We start from the raw sequence: 14,087 nt of genomic DNA, 5'->3' as shown, positions 1-14,087 counted from the left end.
CTCGATGCTGTGGCATCTAGCGGTGGACTTCGGACTGGGCGCACCCCTGCATTTCGTCGCCTCGCGCGAGGCTGCCGTCGCATTCGCCCGCGAGTCCACCGAAGGCGGTTGGGCGCGCGCGGCCGCGGTCGACCAGCATGTGGACGAAAGCTATCCAGCGATGCCGTGTCAGAGACTGTACCCAGTACAGAGCGCAGCGGATCCCACACGCAGCAGCCATCGACTCTGACACTGTGCGAGATGGCATATGGAATGCCGGGCTGTGCGGGCGGCTCGACAGGTGCGCCACCCCGATCCCGCGCGAAATTCGGTGGCCGTGAGGAGGCCGCTGGAGTCGGTCTGAACTGACCACTGCTCGTTGGTAGACCTGGCGGCCGCGGCTGCATAGGGCTGGTTGTCGACGTGCATCGGCACCCAGGTGACTCGCCGAATTTCCGGCGCCGAGCGCAGCGGCCAGCGGGCTCCGAAGTCGCGCGGAGCCGGGCTCGGTCGCCACCGGCCGTTGACTGTCCTATTTTGGAGGAGTTTCGATGCGTAATCGCAGTGCGGCCCCGGCTTATGAGCCCGATCTCTACTCCCGGGCGGCGATACACGACCCTTATCCGCACTATGCGCGGCTGCGCGAGCTCGGGCCGGTGGTGTGGCTCGCCAAGCAGCGTGCTTACGCGTTGCCTCGTTACGCGGAATGCAAAGCCGTGCTGCTGGATGACGAGACCTTCGTCTCCGGCGCGGGCGTCGCGTTGAATCCGGTGGCCAACCGGCTCTCCCGCGGCACCACCCTCAACAGTGACGGCGAGGACCACAGCCGTCGGCGTGCCCTACTGGCGCACCGACTCACACCCAGGGCGCTGCGCGCGATGCGCGCAACGGTTGACCAGCAGGCAGTGGCGGCGGTCGAGGCCGCGGTCTCGCGCGGTGCGATCGACGGTGTCGAACTCGCGACGGCCCTCCCGATGTCGGTCGTGCCGGATCTGGTCGGCTGGCCACAACATGGTCGCGAGCACCTACTGCGATGGTCCGGTGCGACCTTCGACTCGTTGGGTCCGATCAACGGCCGATCGATCCGGACCGCCCCGGCGAGCGCGGAGATGATGCGCTTCACCCGGCGGCTCGCCCGCGATCGAGACCTTCTCCCCGGTAGTGCGGGGGAGGACGTCCTGCGGGCTGCCGATGAAGGCAAGGTCCAACGCTCGGAATGCCCGGCGTTGCTGATCGACTACCTCGCTCCATCGCTGGACACCACGATCGGCGCCATCGCCAGCGCCTTATATCTCTTCGCCACCCACCCCTACCAATGGCAGATGCTGCGGGCGGACCCGGCCAAGGTTCCGAACGCCGTGAACGAGGTGGTGCGGTACGAGTCACCACTGCGCGCCTTCTCGCGCCAGGCGATTCGCGATACGACGGTGTCCGGCACCACGATCCCCGCAGGCGCGCGGGTGGTCGTCATCTATGCCTCCGCCAACCGAGACCCACGCGAGTGGAAAGACGCGGACACGTTCGACATCCGCCGCGACGCTTCCCGTCAACTCGGTTTCGGACACGGCACCCACGGGTGCGCCGGACAGGGCCTGGCTCGGCTGGAAACCCAAGCCGTGCTCCGTGCGCTGATCGACCGCGTCGAACGCATCGAGCTCGCCGGTCCGGGCGAATGGGCGGTGAACAACATCATCCATCGCTTCGAACACCTTCCCCTCCGATTGATTCCCGCCTGAAAGGCACTCGCGATGAAGATCTCCGTCGACTACCTCCGCTGCGAAGGCCATGGCCTGTGTGTCGAACAGGCCCCGGCTGTATTCGGCCTCGACGACGATGCCGAACTGATCAACCGATTCGAAGGCACCGACGTCCCCGGCGAGTACGTCACGGTTGCCCGAGCAGCCGTCGACTCCTGCCCGGTAGCCGCCCTGCGAGAACAGTCATGAAACCGTTCGGCTGGAATCTCGGCGATGCCGGATCGACTGTCGTGACTTATGGAAGGCGACGATCGCGACGCTACTTCGTCAGTCCGAGCAGCGCGGCGGTCAGACCGTAGTCGGGACCGAAGTCCTGCATGTTCCCGGTACGGCAGCCGTCGGCCTTCATCTGTATACGCTCGCAGAACAAGCTGATGATTTCACCGTTGAGCGCGGTGGGAATAATGAAATGAACTCGCGCACGACGGTTCTCGCGGTCGATGAGATTGTCGAAGTTCTGCAGCACCATGGGTGCGAGGTCGGCGACTTCGGTAAGACCGGAGGCGTTGTCGCGAAGCTGGCGGGTTACGCTCGTAAGTCCGGTCAAGGTGCCCGCGAGTTGGTCCTGGTACTGCCCGAGCGCGCCGGAGGTATTGGCCAGGAAGGCGGCCAGCTGGTCGAGTGTCGCCTGCAAACCGGGGGATTGCTCGGCGAGCAGACCGGACATCTGGGTCATCCGGTCGCTGAAATCGCGGATCATTTGATCATTCTCGGCGAGTATCGTGGTGAGCTCGTTGAGCCTGAGGACGATGTTCGAGACCGCGTCCTTGTTGTCGACGCCGACTTTCAGTGCGGCCGACAGCGCTTCGAGGGTGTCCCGGATCTTTGCGCCGTTGCCGTCGAGCATGGGGTAGAGCACCCGACCCGACATCGGGCCGAGGCCCTCAGCTCCTTCCTGCGGCTTCAGTGCCGCCGCGAACTGATCGATGGTCTTGATCATGGTGTCCAACTCGACGGGTGTCTTGGTCTGCGACTGCGGCAGGTGAGCATCGTCGGAGAGAGTCTCGCCCTGGGTGTAGACCGGAGTGAGCTCGATGTGGCGATCGGTGACAATGGACGGCGAGATAATCGCCGCCACTGCGTCTTTCGGAATCTTCACCTGAGGTTCGATCGACAAGCGCACCTCGATGAACGTGCCTTTCGGGGTGACCTTCTCGACCTTGCCGACCTCTAGTCCGAGGACGGTGACCGGGTTTCCTTCGTAGATGCCAGCGATGTTGTCGAAATCAGCGGTGATGTGCGTGGTGTCCCGCCACGCGTCGACGGCCGCGTTCGGCAGTAGCGAGCAGCTGCCCATCGTAATCGCCGTTGCGCTGATCGCGAGAGCTTTGACCGGCCCGAACTTGATCGCCGAATGGAACTTCAGCACGAACACGCCTCACTGTCTTGCCTGATACGCACCCCCTTTGGGGATGAAGATTGCTCGGTTGTAGGGGAGCGATCTTGCGGAATTCTGCCGGGTGCCTTCTCCTGTGCTCGGACACTCGGGGCGGGAGTGTTCTCTCGCTCGACGGTCCAACTGATTCGGCTACACTGTATCCGAATTAGCGGGCGTTGCCAAGCTGCTGAAGGGTTCGTCGACGCAAATCGCAGCAGCGGGTCGCCCCGCCCCGGCTGTGCCCGCGGCCGCGCCGGTGGAGCGGCGATCGAATCTTGCGCGCTCGCCGAGCCGGGCGGCAACGTTGCGGCGGCCGTCCATTGACGGCCGCAACTATAACGGAGACACTGTAACCATTATGGGTGGACGCGTTGCTGTCGGTGAGCAGATCGGCCCGGACCCAGTCCTTCGGGGCCGGGCCCTCGACGGAAGTACCAGCGCGCCACTGCCGCAGCAGATCGCCGGTCGGTCGGACGCGCGGGCGCGCAGCGCTCTTCGTACACGTGCGGCACTGATCCGCTCCGGGCGGTGGGCATTGGGTAGCGATCTGGCCGGGAGGATCGGCATCGCAGGCCTGGCGCAGGAGGCCGGTGTCGCGACCGGATCCTTCTACAACCACTTCAGTAGCAAAGACGAACTTTTCGATACAGTCATCGCCGAGGTGATCGAGGAGTTGGCGGGGAGCCTCGACAGCGCTGCTGCGGGTATCGATGACCCCGTCGGCATTGTCCACGCGCATTTACATGCGCTCGGCGGGGTCGGCATCGGCCACCCTGATATCGCCGCGATCGTCTTTTCGATGAGATACCGGATCCTCGAAGACCCGGACATCAGATCACGTCTGGCCGCGGGCATTCGGTCCGGGGTGTCGGCGGAGCGCTTCCACGTCCACGATCTGAGCGCCGCTCTCGATCTGCTCGGCGGAGTCGTCCTGGCGATGCTGCGAACGTCGCAGCGCGATCCGGCCGCCTTGACAGCGGCATGGATGGATACCCTCGCGCAGCAGGCGCTCAATTCGCTAGGCCACCGTTGAGTGCGCAGCGAACTGACGTCGTGCTGAAGGAATCAGGTGGAGCCCGTCGACCGGTCTCCGCCGCCGTTCCTGCCCGCGCTCCCCGCTGCTCTTCTCAATGCGCGGAGCGCCGGCGGTGTTCGGCCAGACTGTCCAGCCCGAAATCCGAGCGCGGATTGCGCCAGACCGAGTGGGCGTGGTTGGCCTGGCGCTGGGTGTTGTCGTATTCGATGAGCAGGTCGGGGCCTTGGATTCGGTAGTAGTGCGGTTCTCCGGCCTCGAGGCTGCCTGCCCATCCGAAGTGGACCTCGTCGAGTACGTCGTCGGCTGCATAGTGCGCGTCGTGGACATCGGCGAGTGCGCTCGGCGCGCGACCGGTGTACAGGCTGATCAGCTGCCGTAATACGTGCCGGTGTTCTGGGTCGAGGTCGCGTGCGGCCAGACCTTTGGGGGGAATGGAGATCGTCATGGCCGCATGGTCGGCTGCGGTGTATCCGCTACCGCTTTCGGCGCGTATGTCGATGTCGTCGACCAGCTTTCGCAGCGCTGGGTCGGTGAACGTGCCGCGCCAGAGATCCTGCATGTGCATCATCGCGTCGCCGTGGGCGATGGTCGGCCGGTTGCCGGAGACGATGTCGGATATGGCGCTGGGGTGTAGTAATGCCTTGTGGTATCGGTCGGAGTCCAGGGACAGGGCCAGGCGCCGCGCTGCCTCCTCCGGCCCGCCCAGCGGCCGTAGCGTGCCGCCGAGCAAGGCGGCGCTGGCTGGATCGGCTCCGATGAAGCACGGTGTCGTCGAGACGACGCGCCCGCCGATGACGAGGTTGTTCAGCGAGATGTGGTGGCCGCCGAACCGCCATGCCCAGACCGAGTCGCCCGGTCGGCCGAACAACCTCAGCCAGTACAGGCCGGGGTCTCGGCCTCGTTGCCGTCCCCAGCGGACTTGCCATCCTTCGACCTGATCGAGGACGTTCTCCAGGCCCATCACGGTGGCGACGGTCGCGTACCCGGCCTCGGACAGTCCCGAGGCGACCAGTCGCATCGCCAAGCCCTGCTGACGTGCGGTCTGGTCGCGCAGGGCGAGTCCACCGTGGTCGGTCGGGGTGTAGAACCAACGAAGCCGCTCGGCCTCCGCGTCCGGAGCCAGAGGCGAGTCGAACTGCGCTCGGGTCAGTTGATCCGGGGCGAGCGATTCCAGCCATGCTGCCGCGCAGGCAGCCATGTCGGTGGCGACCAGCTCGCGGACCGGAGCAAACGTGGCCTCATCCGGTGACATCGAGCATGACCTTGATCGCGTTGTCTCGCCGTTCGGCGTAGGTGTCGAACGCTTCGGCGATGTCTTTCAGCGGGAAATGATGAGTCACCAGGGCGCTGGTGTGCAGTCGTCCCCGCGATGCCAGCGACAGGGCCCTTGCCACCGAGTTCGCGCCTTCGCCGCGGATGGTGTTGATCGAGATTCCGTTCATGACAGCGTGGTTGAGGTCGGCGGTCACCGGCTGTTCGAAGAATCCCGCCAAAACGATTCTGCCGCCGCGCTTGACCATGTGGATCGCGTCGTCGACGGCGCCGGCAGCCCCGGAGCACTCCACGACGATGTCGGGGCCGAGTCCGCCGGTGATCTCCCGCACCGCGGCGACGGCGTCCTCCTCGCGGGAGTTGATCAGATAGTCGGCATCGAATTGCTTCCCGATCTCCAGTCGGCTGTTGCGGGTGCCGACGAGCATCACCGGGTCGGCTCCGAGTTCGCGCGCGACCTGGACGGCCATCAATCCGATAGGGCCGGGACCGATCACCGCGACCCCGGCGCCCACCAGCAGCGAGTCGAGTACGTCGAAAGCGTGCATCACGGTGCCGACGGTGGTCAGCACGACGGCCGAGTCGAAGTCGATGTCATCGGGAAGCCGGTACAGCGTGGAGACGTGGTTGACGACATATTCGGCAAAGCCGCCGTTGACCGTCATCCCCTGTACCCGATGGCCTTTGGCCTGGTTGCCGTAGTTCAAACAGTCCGTGTAGGAGCCGGACAGGCAGTTCACGCATCGCATGCAGCCCCGATGCGCCTCGGTGACGACGCGATCGCCGACGGCGAACTCGTCGACGGCGCTGCCGACCGCGGCCACGACGCCCGCGTACTCGTGGCCGGGGATGAAGGTGTCCGGCGCCGGGCCGGCTCCGTGGAAGAAGCGACGGCTACGGACCTTGAGGTCGGTGCCGCACAATGACGCCCGGTGCACCCGCACAAGAACGTCGTCCGGGCCCGGACGGGGCACTGGCATGGTTTTGGTCCTGATAATTCCCGGCTCACCGATCACTGCCGCGAGCATTGTTTCCGGAAAGGGCATCACATTGCTTTCGTTGTCGTCTTATGGTCCATCGGCAGGCTATGTGAGCGATTTATTTCCTGTCCAACGACGCGGAGGCAGTCATCGTTGGATAATCCTTGCCGATCATGCCCCCTTGCTGCATGTATAAGGTTTCCCTATAGGGTGCGGTGAATATTCGTATTGGGAGCATTCGGCGGCGTGGTGTTACGGTGCGGAATATCTGAAAATTGCCGGAATCATCGGCGTTCGGTCGAGGAGTGGACTTTTGGATCTGGAGATTGCCGGTCGAACCGCACTGGTTCTGGGCGCGGGCGGTGGCCTCGGTGGCGCCATCGCGGAGAAATTGGCGGCAGAGGGCGCCGAGGTGGCCGTGGCCGATATCCATCGCGAAGCTGCCGAATCCCGCTGCGAAAAGATTGCCGTGGCCGGCGGCCGGGCCATAGCGGTGGCGTGGGATATCGCCGACCTCGATGTCATCGAAGGCAACGTCGCACTGATCGAGCGAACCCTCGGCCCGGTCGACATCTTGGTCAACAACACCGGCGGGCCGCCGCCCTCGCCGATCCTGGGCCGGCCCTCTACCGTGTGGCTCGACCATTTCCGTTCCATGGTGCTTTCGGTGATCGCCATCAGTGACGAACTCGTGCCGGGTATGCGGGCGCGCGGATGGGGGCGCGTCATCACCAGCACCAGCTCGGGGATTGTCGTTCCGATTCCCGGTCTCGGCCTGTCGAACAGTCTTCGTGCCGCACTGCTCGGCTGGTCCAAGACGCTTGCGCGGGAAGTCGCCGCGGACGGTGTCACATGCAACATCGTCGTGCCAGGTCGGATCGGCACCCGTCGCGTCGAGCATCTCGACCGGATCAAAGCTGAAGCTGAAGGCCGAACCGTCGAACAGGTCAGAGCCGACAGCGTCGCCACCATCCCCATCGGCCGCTACGGCGACCCGGACGAATACGCGGCGACGGTGGCGTTCCTGGCGAGCGTTCCGGCGTCGTACATCACCGGCACGGTGGTGCGCGTCGACGGCGGTCTCATTCCCAGCCTCTGATACTCACAGACAAAGGATCTCAACCATGGCCGTGCTCACTCGAGAGGCGAGCGGCGTCTTCGCCATCGCGCCCACTCCCTTTGACGAGCAAGGAGCGTTGGACTTCGACTCGCTGCACCGTTTGATCGATTTCTACGAATCGGTCGGCGTCACCGGGATCACCTTGCTCGGCCAAATGGGCGAGGCGCCGAAACTGGCTCATGACGAGGCGACCCGAATCGTGCGGCACGTGCTGCGCAGGACCCGGCTTCCGGTCGTCGTGGGAGTCTCCGCTCCCGGCTACGCCGCGATGCGCGCACTCGCCGGTGAGGTCATGTCGGCGGGAGCGGCAGGCGTCATGGTCGCACCGCCGAACACCTTGCGCACCGACGACCAGATCGTCGGCTACTACGAGGGCGTCGCGGCCGTGCTCGGCGACTCGGTTCCCCTCGTCGTTCAGGACTACCCCTTGTCGTTCTCGGTGGTCATGAGCGCCGGGGTCATCGCGCGTATCGCCCGCGCCGTGCCCAGCTGCGTCATGCTCAAGCACGAAGACTGGCCCGGACTGGAGAAGATCAGCGCACTACGGCACCTCGAAGCCGAGGGCGAAATGCCACGACTGTCGATCCTGTGCGGCAACGGGGGACTCTTCCTCGATTTCGAGAGCGCGCGGGGCGCCGACGGCGCCATGACCGGATACTGCTTCCCCGAGATGCTGGTCGATGTGGTCGGCCATACCGCGGCGGGTCGTTCCGAGGAAAGCCATGACATCTTCGATGCGCATCTGCCGTTGCTGCGATACGAACAGCAGCCGGGTGTGGGCTTGGCGGTGCGCAAATACGTCATGCAACGGCGCGGCCTGCTCGCCTCCGACTACCAGCGCGCGCCCCGCGGCGTGCTCTCGAGCCGAGCACGGTCGGAGGTCGACCATCTGCTCGCCCGGCTCGCTCGCCGAGACAGCCGGGCGAATCGGGTCGCATGACGCGCTCGTTCTGCGTCTGCGGCCAACGGCGACGGCGGTAACCTCCTCCGATGCGACTGCGCCAGCTGGAGTACTTTCTTGCCGTCTGGGAAAGCGGATCGTTCAGCGCCGCCGCGGCACGGCTGTATGTCTCACAGCCGTCGCTGTCGCAGCAGATGCGTCTATTGGAGAAGGAACTCGGCGCGCAACTGCTCGAACGGGGCCGCCATGGCCTGGCCCTCACGCCCGCAGGACGGGCCTTCCTGCCGCACGCCGAGCGGGTATTGCGGGCTGTCGGCGAAGCCGCGGATGCCGTGCGCCAAGTGGTCGAGGGGCGAAGCGGCGACGTGCACGTGCTGACCGTCCGGTCGATCGCCTCCGGCATCCTGCCCCCGAGCGCCGTCCGGTGGCACTCCCTATTCCCTACGGCCGTCCTCCGGGTGCACGACTTCTCGCACCGCCGCGCTCTCGAGGAGGCGGTCCGCAGCGGACAAGGCGACATCGCGGTCGGACCGCGGCCCGAACTGTGGGAGGGGCCTGTCGTGTCACTCGGTTATGAGGAGATGGTGCTGGTCGGCCCGGCAGGACGAGACACGGGTTCCACGGTGGAACTCGACGAACTAGCCGCAGCCGACTGGATTCTCTACGAACCCGAGCAAGGCATGAGCGAGATAGTGGACCGGACGGCCACCGCCCTCGGATTCACCCCACGCGCCGTCGCGCGCACCGGACAGGTGGCGGCCGCACTGCTGTTCGCCATGGAGGGCTTGGGAGTCGCGCTGGTGCCCCACAACGCCGTACCCGGCGGCTGGATACGGCACGCCAGAAGGATCGGGCCAGGGGTTTACCGGGAGATCGTCGTCTACAGCCGCAGCGCGCCGACGCAACTGACGCAGCGGTATCGAGACTTGCTCACGTCGCTCGAGTTGCCCCTCACCTCGGCCACGGAGCTTCCCGCAGGCGCTTTGCGCTGCTAGTAAGCCGGGTCATCGTCCGGGCCGGCGGAGATCCTCGCGCTTCCCTTCACCACCACGGCCTGACCCCGGCGTTGCCGATGACCGGCATGCACTACCCGGGCGGAATACCTGAGCCGGACGTCGCGTCGTACGCCACGACGCGGCCTCGGACGTGGGTCTCATCGTCCCCGAGAGCACCTACGTGGGCCACCGATCCGCTGGCGGCAGCGAGCATGGATCCGGCCCGCTACCCAGCGGCCAGAAAAAACCCGTGGCAGGTCAGCTCGCGAAGGCGCATTTGGTGTGGCATCCCAGACGTCGGCGAGGACGCCCGAGCGCCTTCGGTGACCGGCGCTCAGCGGGCGAGTGATGCGACGACGAGGTAGGTCACCGCCAACAGGGCGGTGACGATGGCCGGGATCATGTCGGCGAGCTTGTCCTTGGTCCGGACGTGGGTGATGAGCGCTCCGACCATCAGCAGCACGATCGCGACCCCAGCGAGCCGGCCGATCGGATGCCAGCCGATACCGATCAAAAGCCCTGCTGCACCGACGATTTCCAAGGCCCCGATGACTCGGAAGCCGGACACGCGGATCCCGGCGTGGGCTGCGCGTTCACGCATGGCCTGGACGGCGAGCACCTTCGGTGCTCCCACGGCGATCATCTCGAGCGCCAGCAAGGCGGCTAGGACAATTGATGCGATCGTCATCGATCGCTCCTTCTCTCTCAGACGTGTTGGTCTCCAGCGCGGTAGGGGTGCCACTCGAATCCGCGCGAGGAGAACCAGTCCTCGCTCAGCACCGGTCCACTCCCGCCGCGTGGGTCTCGGCACCGCCGCAGCGCGGTCGGCAATCGACGCTTTCCGCACGATCGTCGACGCGTCCTCGTTGACGTGCCCCAACACCAGCTTCAAATGTTGACAGCCATCAATATAATGCGCTTTATTGATTACCGTCAACATTTGGTGATGGGGGCTACGCATCAGGTGCCCATCGCGGGCACGGCAGCGTGAGCGAGCAGTGCGCGACCACGCCGAGTCGGGTGGACGAAGTCATCGATGAGTGCGCCGGCCCAGGTTGATCGGCCGTGAATCCTGTCCAGATGCTCAGTTGTCGGGCGCTGTGATCAGGTGATCGAGCGAGCACTGCAGGCGGCCGCGCCGGATAGGACGCAGGAGTCGGGGAATTCCTGGACGATCTCGACATCGAGGGCATCGAGCCGTTGCAGAAAACGGGGCAGGAAACTGAGCGTCACCTTCGTCGCAGTTGCCCTCGCTGGTCAGGCGCCGCGGGCTCGGAGCCCGGCCACGACCATGCCGGCGACGAATTCGGCGTGCCTGCGAACCGCCGCGGGGTCGAGCGGATCGAGTGGGTTCAGCCTCGCCGCCAGCGGGACCAGACTGAACGGCGCGGTAGCGCCGTGTGCAACCAGGAAATGCACGGTGCGGATGTCTTCCTCGGCCAGCACGCCGCGGTCGACGAGCACCTTCAGTGGCGCGGTGATCCGGTGATACAACGGTCCGACGTGCGCGTCGAACAGATACGTCAGCCGAGGCCCCTCGGTGGCGCCTTCGACCGTGACCAGCCGCAGGATCTGTGGGTGGGTGGCGTGCAGTTGAAGGAATTGCACGATCGTCACGCGTACCGCTTCGAGCAGGTCGCGCTCGGCCAACTCCGCATCCACGCTCATGTGGTCGGCGATCTCGCCGAACGCCCAGTCGACCGTGGCGTACCACAGCCTCTCCTTGGAGCCGAACCGCTGATGGACGAGGTTGTGGCTCACTCCGAGTTCGCGATTGAGCGCCGCCACCGAGGTGCCGTCGAATCCGCATTCGGCGAACACTCGCAACGCCGCGGCCAGGATATCGGTCAACGAGGCTGGTGACAGCTCGGCCGGGGGTCGTCCTTTTCGTGTCTGCGTCGCCATCCGCCCAGTTTAGACAATATGTTGACGACCATCAACTTGTGTGGTTTATTGATTGTCATCAACTTTTATGACGAGGGACACAGGGAGGTGGCCGATGCGCAGAGAAGAACAGATAGTCGGCAACACATTCGCCTATCGATTCGCTGATCCGGCCGCGGACCACGTGCTGCTGGTTCAGCACGGAATCGGCGGTCACGGCGGCATCTACGACAATTTCGCCGCACACTATGCCCGGTTGGGCGCCGAGGTCTGGTGCATGGATGCTCCCGGCCACGGCCGCTCGTGCGTGGACCGGCGCGCCGGCCAGTTCACCATCGAGGAGTGGATCGAAGCGGCACTGCGGCTGACCGATCACATTCGCGCCGCCACCGGGCTGCCGGTGTTCATCAAGGGCTCCTCGCTCGGCGCGTCCGCCGCCTACGGCGCCTACGCCGCGTCGCAGGATCTCGCGGGCGCGATTTTGATGGGATTCGCCATCCCGTCCTCACCGCTGATCCCGACCGAGAACGCCTTCCGCACACAGGCGTTCGATCAGATGGTCGCCCTGTTCGGTCCGGCGCTGCGTTTCGATATCGACCAGTACATCGATTTCGACACCGACTACGGGTTCCGCGGCGCGGGCAAGCAGAAGCATCAGGATCCGCTCAACACCTGGACTTACGACCTGGCCTCGTGGGCGTCGATCCTGCGCTACGACCCCGCCGTGCCGTTGTCGGCCAACACCAAACCGATCCTGTTCGCCGTCGGGGAGAAAGATCCGATCTTCCCTCCCGCCGCGGCCCAGGCCGTCGTCGACGCCACCACCGGCCCCGTCGAACTGCACATTCACCCCGAAGGGGTGCACCAGTTGATGTTGTTCCACACCGCCGACTACGCCGATGTCGTGCGGACCTGGTGCGACAAGCAGCTGCTCGACTCCGCCACCGAAAAGGACTGACCATCATGACCGCCACCCAACCCATCGGCGTGAACCACCTGGCCATCGCCACCCGCGACATCAAATCTCAGATCGCGTTCTTCACCGATGTCATCGGCCTGCCGCTCAAGGCGCTGTACCGCATGCACGGAGCCGAAGGCGCCTGGCACGGGTTCGTCGAACTCAACCCCACCTCCTACATCGCGTTCGTGTACCACCCCGACAACCCCGACACTCGCGAGCTCGGGGTCACCCACGCCGCCGAACCGACCGGACCGGTCGCCCCCGGTGCCATGCAGCATGTCGCACTGCATGTACGCGATCTCGACGAACTGCTGAGTTTGCGCGACCGCATCCGCAGTCGAGGAATCGTCGTGCTCGGCCCGATCGACCACGGGTTCTGCCGGTCGCTCTACCTCGCGGGCCCGGAAGGTCTGCTGGTCGAACTCACCACCGGCGACGCCATCGACGACCGCGCCTGGATCGACCCGGAAGTGGTCGAGCTCAACGGCATCAGCGCCGAGGAACTCGAAACCTACAAGCACCCCGCACCATTCATCCGACCGGCCGAGCCGGTGGCCCAACCGGCCTACGACGAGACCAAACCCCATATGGCCTATCCCGACGAGGTCTACCGGCAGATCATCGCCATGCCTGACGAGCTGGTGTGGCAGATGGCCAGCCAGACCGATCCGCCGGTCCGCCTCGACTGATCGCGGCGACCCCATGGCCGACCGTGCACCGCACCGTCCCCGCGGTGCACGGCCCACCCGACCGAAAAGGACATCCGCCCCTCTCATGAAGCTCGCCAATCTCGACGGCCGTGCCACGCTCGTCACCGATACCGGCATCATCGACCTCGCCAACGCCTCCGACGGCGTCCTGCCCAGCGATCCCGATCAGGCCGTCGCGCACATACGGCAGATCCGCGCTTGGTTCAGCGGCAATCGGCCCCGTGTCGATGCCCGTGTGACAGGCGCACAGTTGCTCACCGATCTGACGCGGCTCGGTCCGCCGGTGCGTGCGCCGCGCCAGATCTTCGCCGTCGGGCTGAACTACGCCGACCACAGTGACGAAACCGGGCTCGCCCTGCCCGAAAACCCACTGGTGTTCACCAAATTCGCCTCCGCGATCACCGGCCCCGGTGACGCGATCCCGTTGCCTACCGGCACCTGCGATTGGGAGGTGGAACTCGTCGCCGCGATCGGTGGCGGCGGACGTCACATCGCTACCGAACAGGCCCTCGACCACGTCGCCGGATTCTGCATCGGCCAGGACATCTCCGAGCGTCGATCACAAATGGCCGGAACCCCACCGCAATTCAGCCTCGCCAAAAGTTACGAGCGGTTCGCGCCGATCGGCCCGTGGCTGACCACGCTCGACGAACTCGACGACCCCAACGATCTGGCCATCGAAGCCGTCCTCGACGGCGAGACCGTGCAATCGGGTCGCACCAAGCAGATGATTTTCGACGTCGCCGCGCTGGTCTCCCACCTGTCAGGCATCTGCGAGTTGTACCCCGGCGATCTGATCTTCACCGGCACCCCGGCCGGCGTCGGCTATTCCCAGACCCCGGCACGGTACCTCGCCCCGGGCAACACGCTGCGCTCGACGATCGAGGGCCTCGGCGAGCTGCGCAACCCCTGCACAGTCGCATAGCGACGCGAAGACCTCGACAGACCGCCAACACGGGATGCAAATGCGGTGTCAACTCGCGCGGCGAACCTGGGGAGCGCCTCCACCCGGTTGGTGACCGCCATGGTCTGCTCTCGCAACGTCGATGCAGACCGGAACCGCGGCAACGTGAGTGTCCCGACAACTCGGCCCAGTTCCCGGACGCCGTGCAGA

Annotated in this window: 15 protein-coding genes; 9 read left to right on the top strand and 6 right to left on the bottom strand. The window is 65.5% G+C overall.

Features of this window, described 5'->3' with window-relative positions; all coding sequences use genetic code 11:
• Positions 1-530 precede the first annotated feature (530 nt).
• Positions 531-1,715, top strand: coding sequence for a cytochrome P450 (locus ACIHAX_RS16160; protein WP_397278216.1), 1,185 nt, complete (start codon positions 531-533; stop codon positions 1,713-1,715).
• 12 nt (positions 1,716-1,727) lie between these two features.
• A complete protein-coding gene (locus ACIHAX_RS16155; protein WP_397278214.1) occupies positions 1,728-1,925 on the top strand; it encodes a ferredoxin in 198 nt (65 codons plus the stop codon).
• Positions 1,926-1,995: 70 nt separating this feature from the next.
• Here the strand turns inward: ACIHAX_RS16155 and ACIHAX_RS16150 are convergent, their stop codons facing one another.
• A complete protein-coding gene (locus tag ACIHAX_RS16150; RefSeq protein WP_397278404.1) occupies positions 1,996-3,033 on the bottom strand; it encodes an MCE family protein in 1,038 nt (345 codons plus the stop codon).
• 616 nt (positions 3,034-3,649) lie between these two features.
• Between ACIHAX_RS16150 and ACIHAX_RS16145 the strand changes: the two genes are divergently transcribed.
• Positions 3,650-4,147, top strand: coding sequence for a TetR/AcrR family transcriptional regulator (locus ACIHAX_RS16145; protein WP_397278212.1), 498 nt, complete (start codon positions 3,650-3,652; stop codon positions 4,145-4,147).
• A 94-nt stretch (positions 4,148-4,241) separates the two neighbouring features.
• Here ACIHAX_RS16145 and ACIHAX_RS16140 read toward each other — a convergent pair whose 3' ends face one another.
• The gene (locus ACIHAX_RS16140; protein WP_397278210.1) at positions 4,242-5,402 is read right to left on the bottom strand and encodes a DUF3500 domain-containing protein; all 1,161 of its coding nucleotides are present in this window, start codon (positions 5,400-5,402) and stop codon (positions 4,242-4,244) included.
• Complete coding sequence (locus tag ACIHAX_RS16135; protein ID WP_397278208.1) at positions 5,389-6,402, bottom strand: zinc-binding dehydrogenase; 1,014 nt, start codon at positions 6,400-6,402, stop codon at positions 5,389-5,391. The genes ACIHAX_RS16140 and ACIHAX_RS16135 overlap by 14 nt, the downstream gene beginning before the upstream one ends.
• Before the next feature lie 313 nt (positions 6,403-6,715).
• On the opposite strand from ACIHAX_RS16135, the gene ACIHAX_RS16130 reads away from it, so the two are divergent.
• The 3 genes from ACIHAX_RS16130 to ACIHAX_RS16120 are packed head-to-tail and all read left to right on the top strand — an operon-like array spanning position 6,716 to position 9,418.
• Complete coding sequence (locus ACIHAX_RS16130) at positions 6,716-7,501, top strand: SDR family oxidoreductase (protein WP_397278206.1); 786 nt, start codon at positions 6,716-6,718, stop codon at positions 7,499-7,501.
• A gap of 25 nt (positions 7,502-7,526) precedes the next feature.
• On the top strand, positions 7,527-8,462 hold the full coding sequence (locus ACIHAX_RS16125; protein ID WP_397278204.1) for a dihydrodipicolinate synthase family protein: 936 nt from the start codon (positions 7,527-7,529) through the stop codon (positions 8,460-8,462).
• Between the two features lie 50 nt (positions 8,463-8,512).
• Positions 8,513-9,418 (top strand): LysR family transcriptional regulator, encoded by a 906-nt coding sequence (locus tag ACIHAX_RS16120; RefSeq protein ID WP_397278202.1) that lies wholly within the window; start codon positions 8,513-8,515, stop codon positions 9,416-9,418.
• 334 nt (positions 9,419-9,752) lie between these two features.
• Here ACIHAX_RS16120 and ACIHAX_RS16115 read toward each other — a convergent pair whose 3' ends face one another.
• The 3 genes from ACIHAX_RS16115 to ACIHAX_RS16105 all read right to left on the bottom strand — a co-directional run bounded on the left by ACIHAX_RS16115 (position 9,753) and on the right by ACIHAX_RS16105 (position 11,323).
• Positions 9,753-10,106 (bottom strand): DoxX family protein, encoded by a 354-nt coding sequence (locus ACIHAX_RS16115; protein ID WP_355079559.1) that lies wholly within the window; start codon positions 10,104-10,106, stop codon positions 9,753-9,755.
• 416 nt (positions 10,107-10,522) lie between these two features.
• On the bottom strand, positions 10,523-10,651 hold the full coding sequence (locus ACIHAX_RS16110) for a hypothetical protein (RefSeq protein ID WP_397278200.1): 129 nt from the start codon (positions 10,649-10,651) through the stop codon (positions 10,523-10,525).
• Between the two features lie 24 nt (positions 10,652-10,675).
• The gene (locus tag ACIHAX_RS16105) at positions 10,676-11,323 is read right to left on the bottom strand and encodes a TetR/AcrR family transcriptional regulator (protein WP_379252345.1); all 648 of its coding nucleotides are present in this window, start codon (positions 11,321-11,323) and stop codon (positions 10,676-10,678) included.
• A 94-nt stretch (positions 11,324-11,417) separates the two neighbouring features.
• Between ACIHAX_RS16105 and ACIHAX_RS16100 the strand changes: the two genes are divergently transcribed.
• The 3 genes from ACIHAX_RS16100 to ACIHAX_RS16090 all read left to right on the top strand — a co-directional run bounded on the left by ACIHAX_RS16100 (position 11,418) and on the right by ACIHAX_RS16090 (position 13,898).
• Positions 11,418-12,260 (top strand): alpha/beta hydrolase, encoded by an 843-nt coding sequence (locus ACIHAX_RS16100; protein WP_397278198.1) that lies wholly within the window; start codon positions 11,418-11,420, stop codon positions 12,258-12,260.
• 5 nt (positions 12,261-12,265) lie between these two features.
• Complete coding sequence (locus tag ACIHAX_RS16095) at positions 12,266-12,952, top strand: VOC family protein (protein WP_397278196.1); 687 nt, start codon at positions 12,266-12,268, stop codon at positions 12,950-12,952.
• Between the two features lie 85 nt (positions 12,953-13,037).
• Positions 13,038-13,898: a fumarylacetoacetate hydrolase family protein gene (locus tag ACIHAX_RS16090; protein ID WP_397278193.1), complete on the top strand. Its 861-nt coding sequence runs from the start codon at positions 13,038-13,040 to the stop codon at positions 13,896-13,898.
• Positions 13,899-14,087: the final 189 nt, after the last annotated feature.

This window comes from Nocardia sp. NPDC051929 (genome assembly GCF_044548645.1).
Lineage (GTDB): Bacteria > Actinomycetota > Actinomycetes > Mycobacteriales > Mycobacteriaceae > Nocardia > Nocardia sichangensis.
This window is presented reverse-complemented; position numbering and strand designations above follow the sequence as displayed.

Bases quoted from the DNA above. Each gene is read 5' to 3' on its own strand.
- ACIHAX_RS16090 (WP_397278193.1), top strand. From the start codon at position 13,038: ATGAAGCTCGCCAATCTCGACGGCCGTGCCACGCTCGTCACCGATACC.
- ACIHAX_RS16095 (WP_397278196.1), top strand. From the start codon at position 12,266: ATGACCGCCACCCAACCCATCGGCGTGAACCACCTGGCCATCGCCACC.
- ACIHAX_RS16100 (WP_397278198.1), top strand. From the start codon at position 11,418: ATGCGCAGAGAAGAACAGATAGTCGGCAACACATTCGCCTATCGATTC.
- ACIHAX_RS16105 (WP_379252345.1), bottom strand. From the start codon at position 11,323: ATGGCGACGCAGACACGAAAAGGACGACCCCCGGCCGAGCTGTCACCA.
- ACIHAX_RS16120 (WP_397278202.1), top strand. From the start codon at position 8,513: ATGCGACTGCGCCAGCTGGAGTACTTTCTTGCCGTCTGGGAAAGCGGA.
- ACIHAX_RS16115 (WP_355079559.1), bottom strand. From the start codon at position 10,106: ATGACGATCGCATCAATTGTCCTAGCCGCCTTGCTGGCGCTCGAGATG.
- ACIHAX_RS16125 (WP_397278204.1), top strand. From the start codon at position 7,527: ATGGCCGTGCTCACTCGAGAGGCGAGCGGCGTCTTCGCCATCGCGCCC.
- ACIHAX_RS16160 (WP_397278216.1), top strand. From the start codon at position 531: ATGCGTAATCGCAGTGCGGCCCCGGCTTATGAGCCCGATCTCTACTCC.
- ACIHAX_RS16140 (WP_397278210.1), bottom strand. From the start codon at position 5,402: ATGTCACCGGATGAGGCCACGTTTGCTCCGGTCCGCGAGCTGGTCGCC.
- ACIHAX_RS16150 (WP_397278404.1), bottom strand. From the start codon at position 3,033: ATGGGCAGCTGCTCGCTACTGCCGAACGCGGCCGTCGACGCGTGGCGG.
- ACIHAX_RS16135 (WP_397278208.1), bottom strand. From the start codon at position 6,402: ATGCCAGTGCCCCGTCCGGGCCCGGACGACGTTCTTGTGCGGGTGCAC.
- ACIHAX_RS16155 (WP_397278214.1), top strand. From the start codon at position 1,728: ATGAAGATCTCCGTCGACTACCTCCGCTGCGAAGGCCATGGCCTGTGT.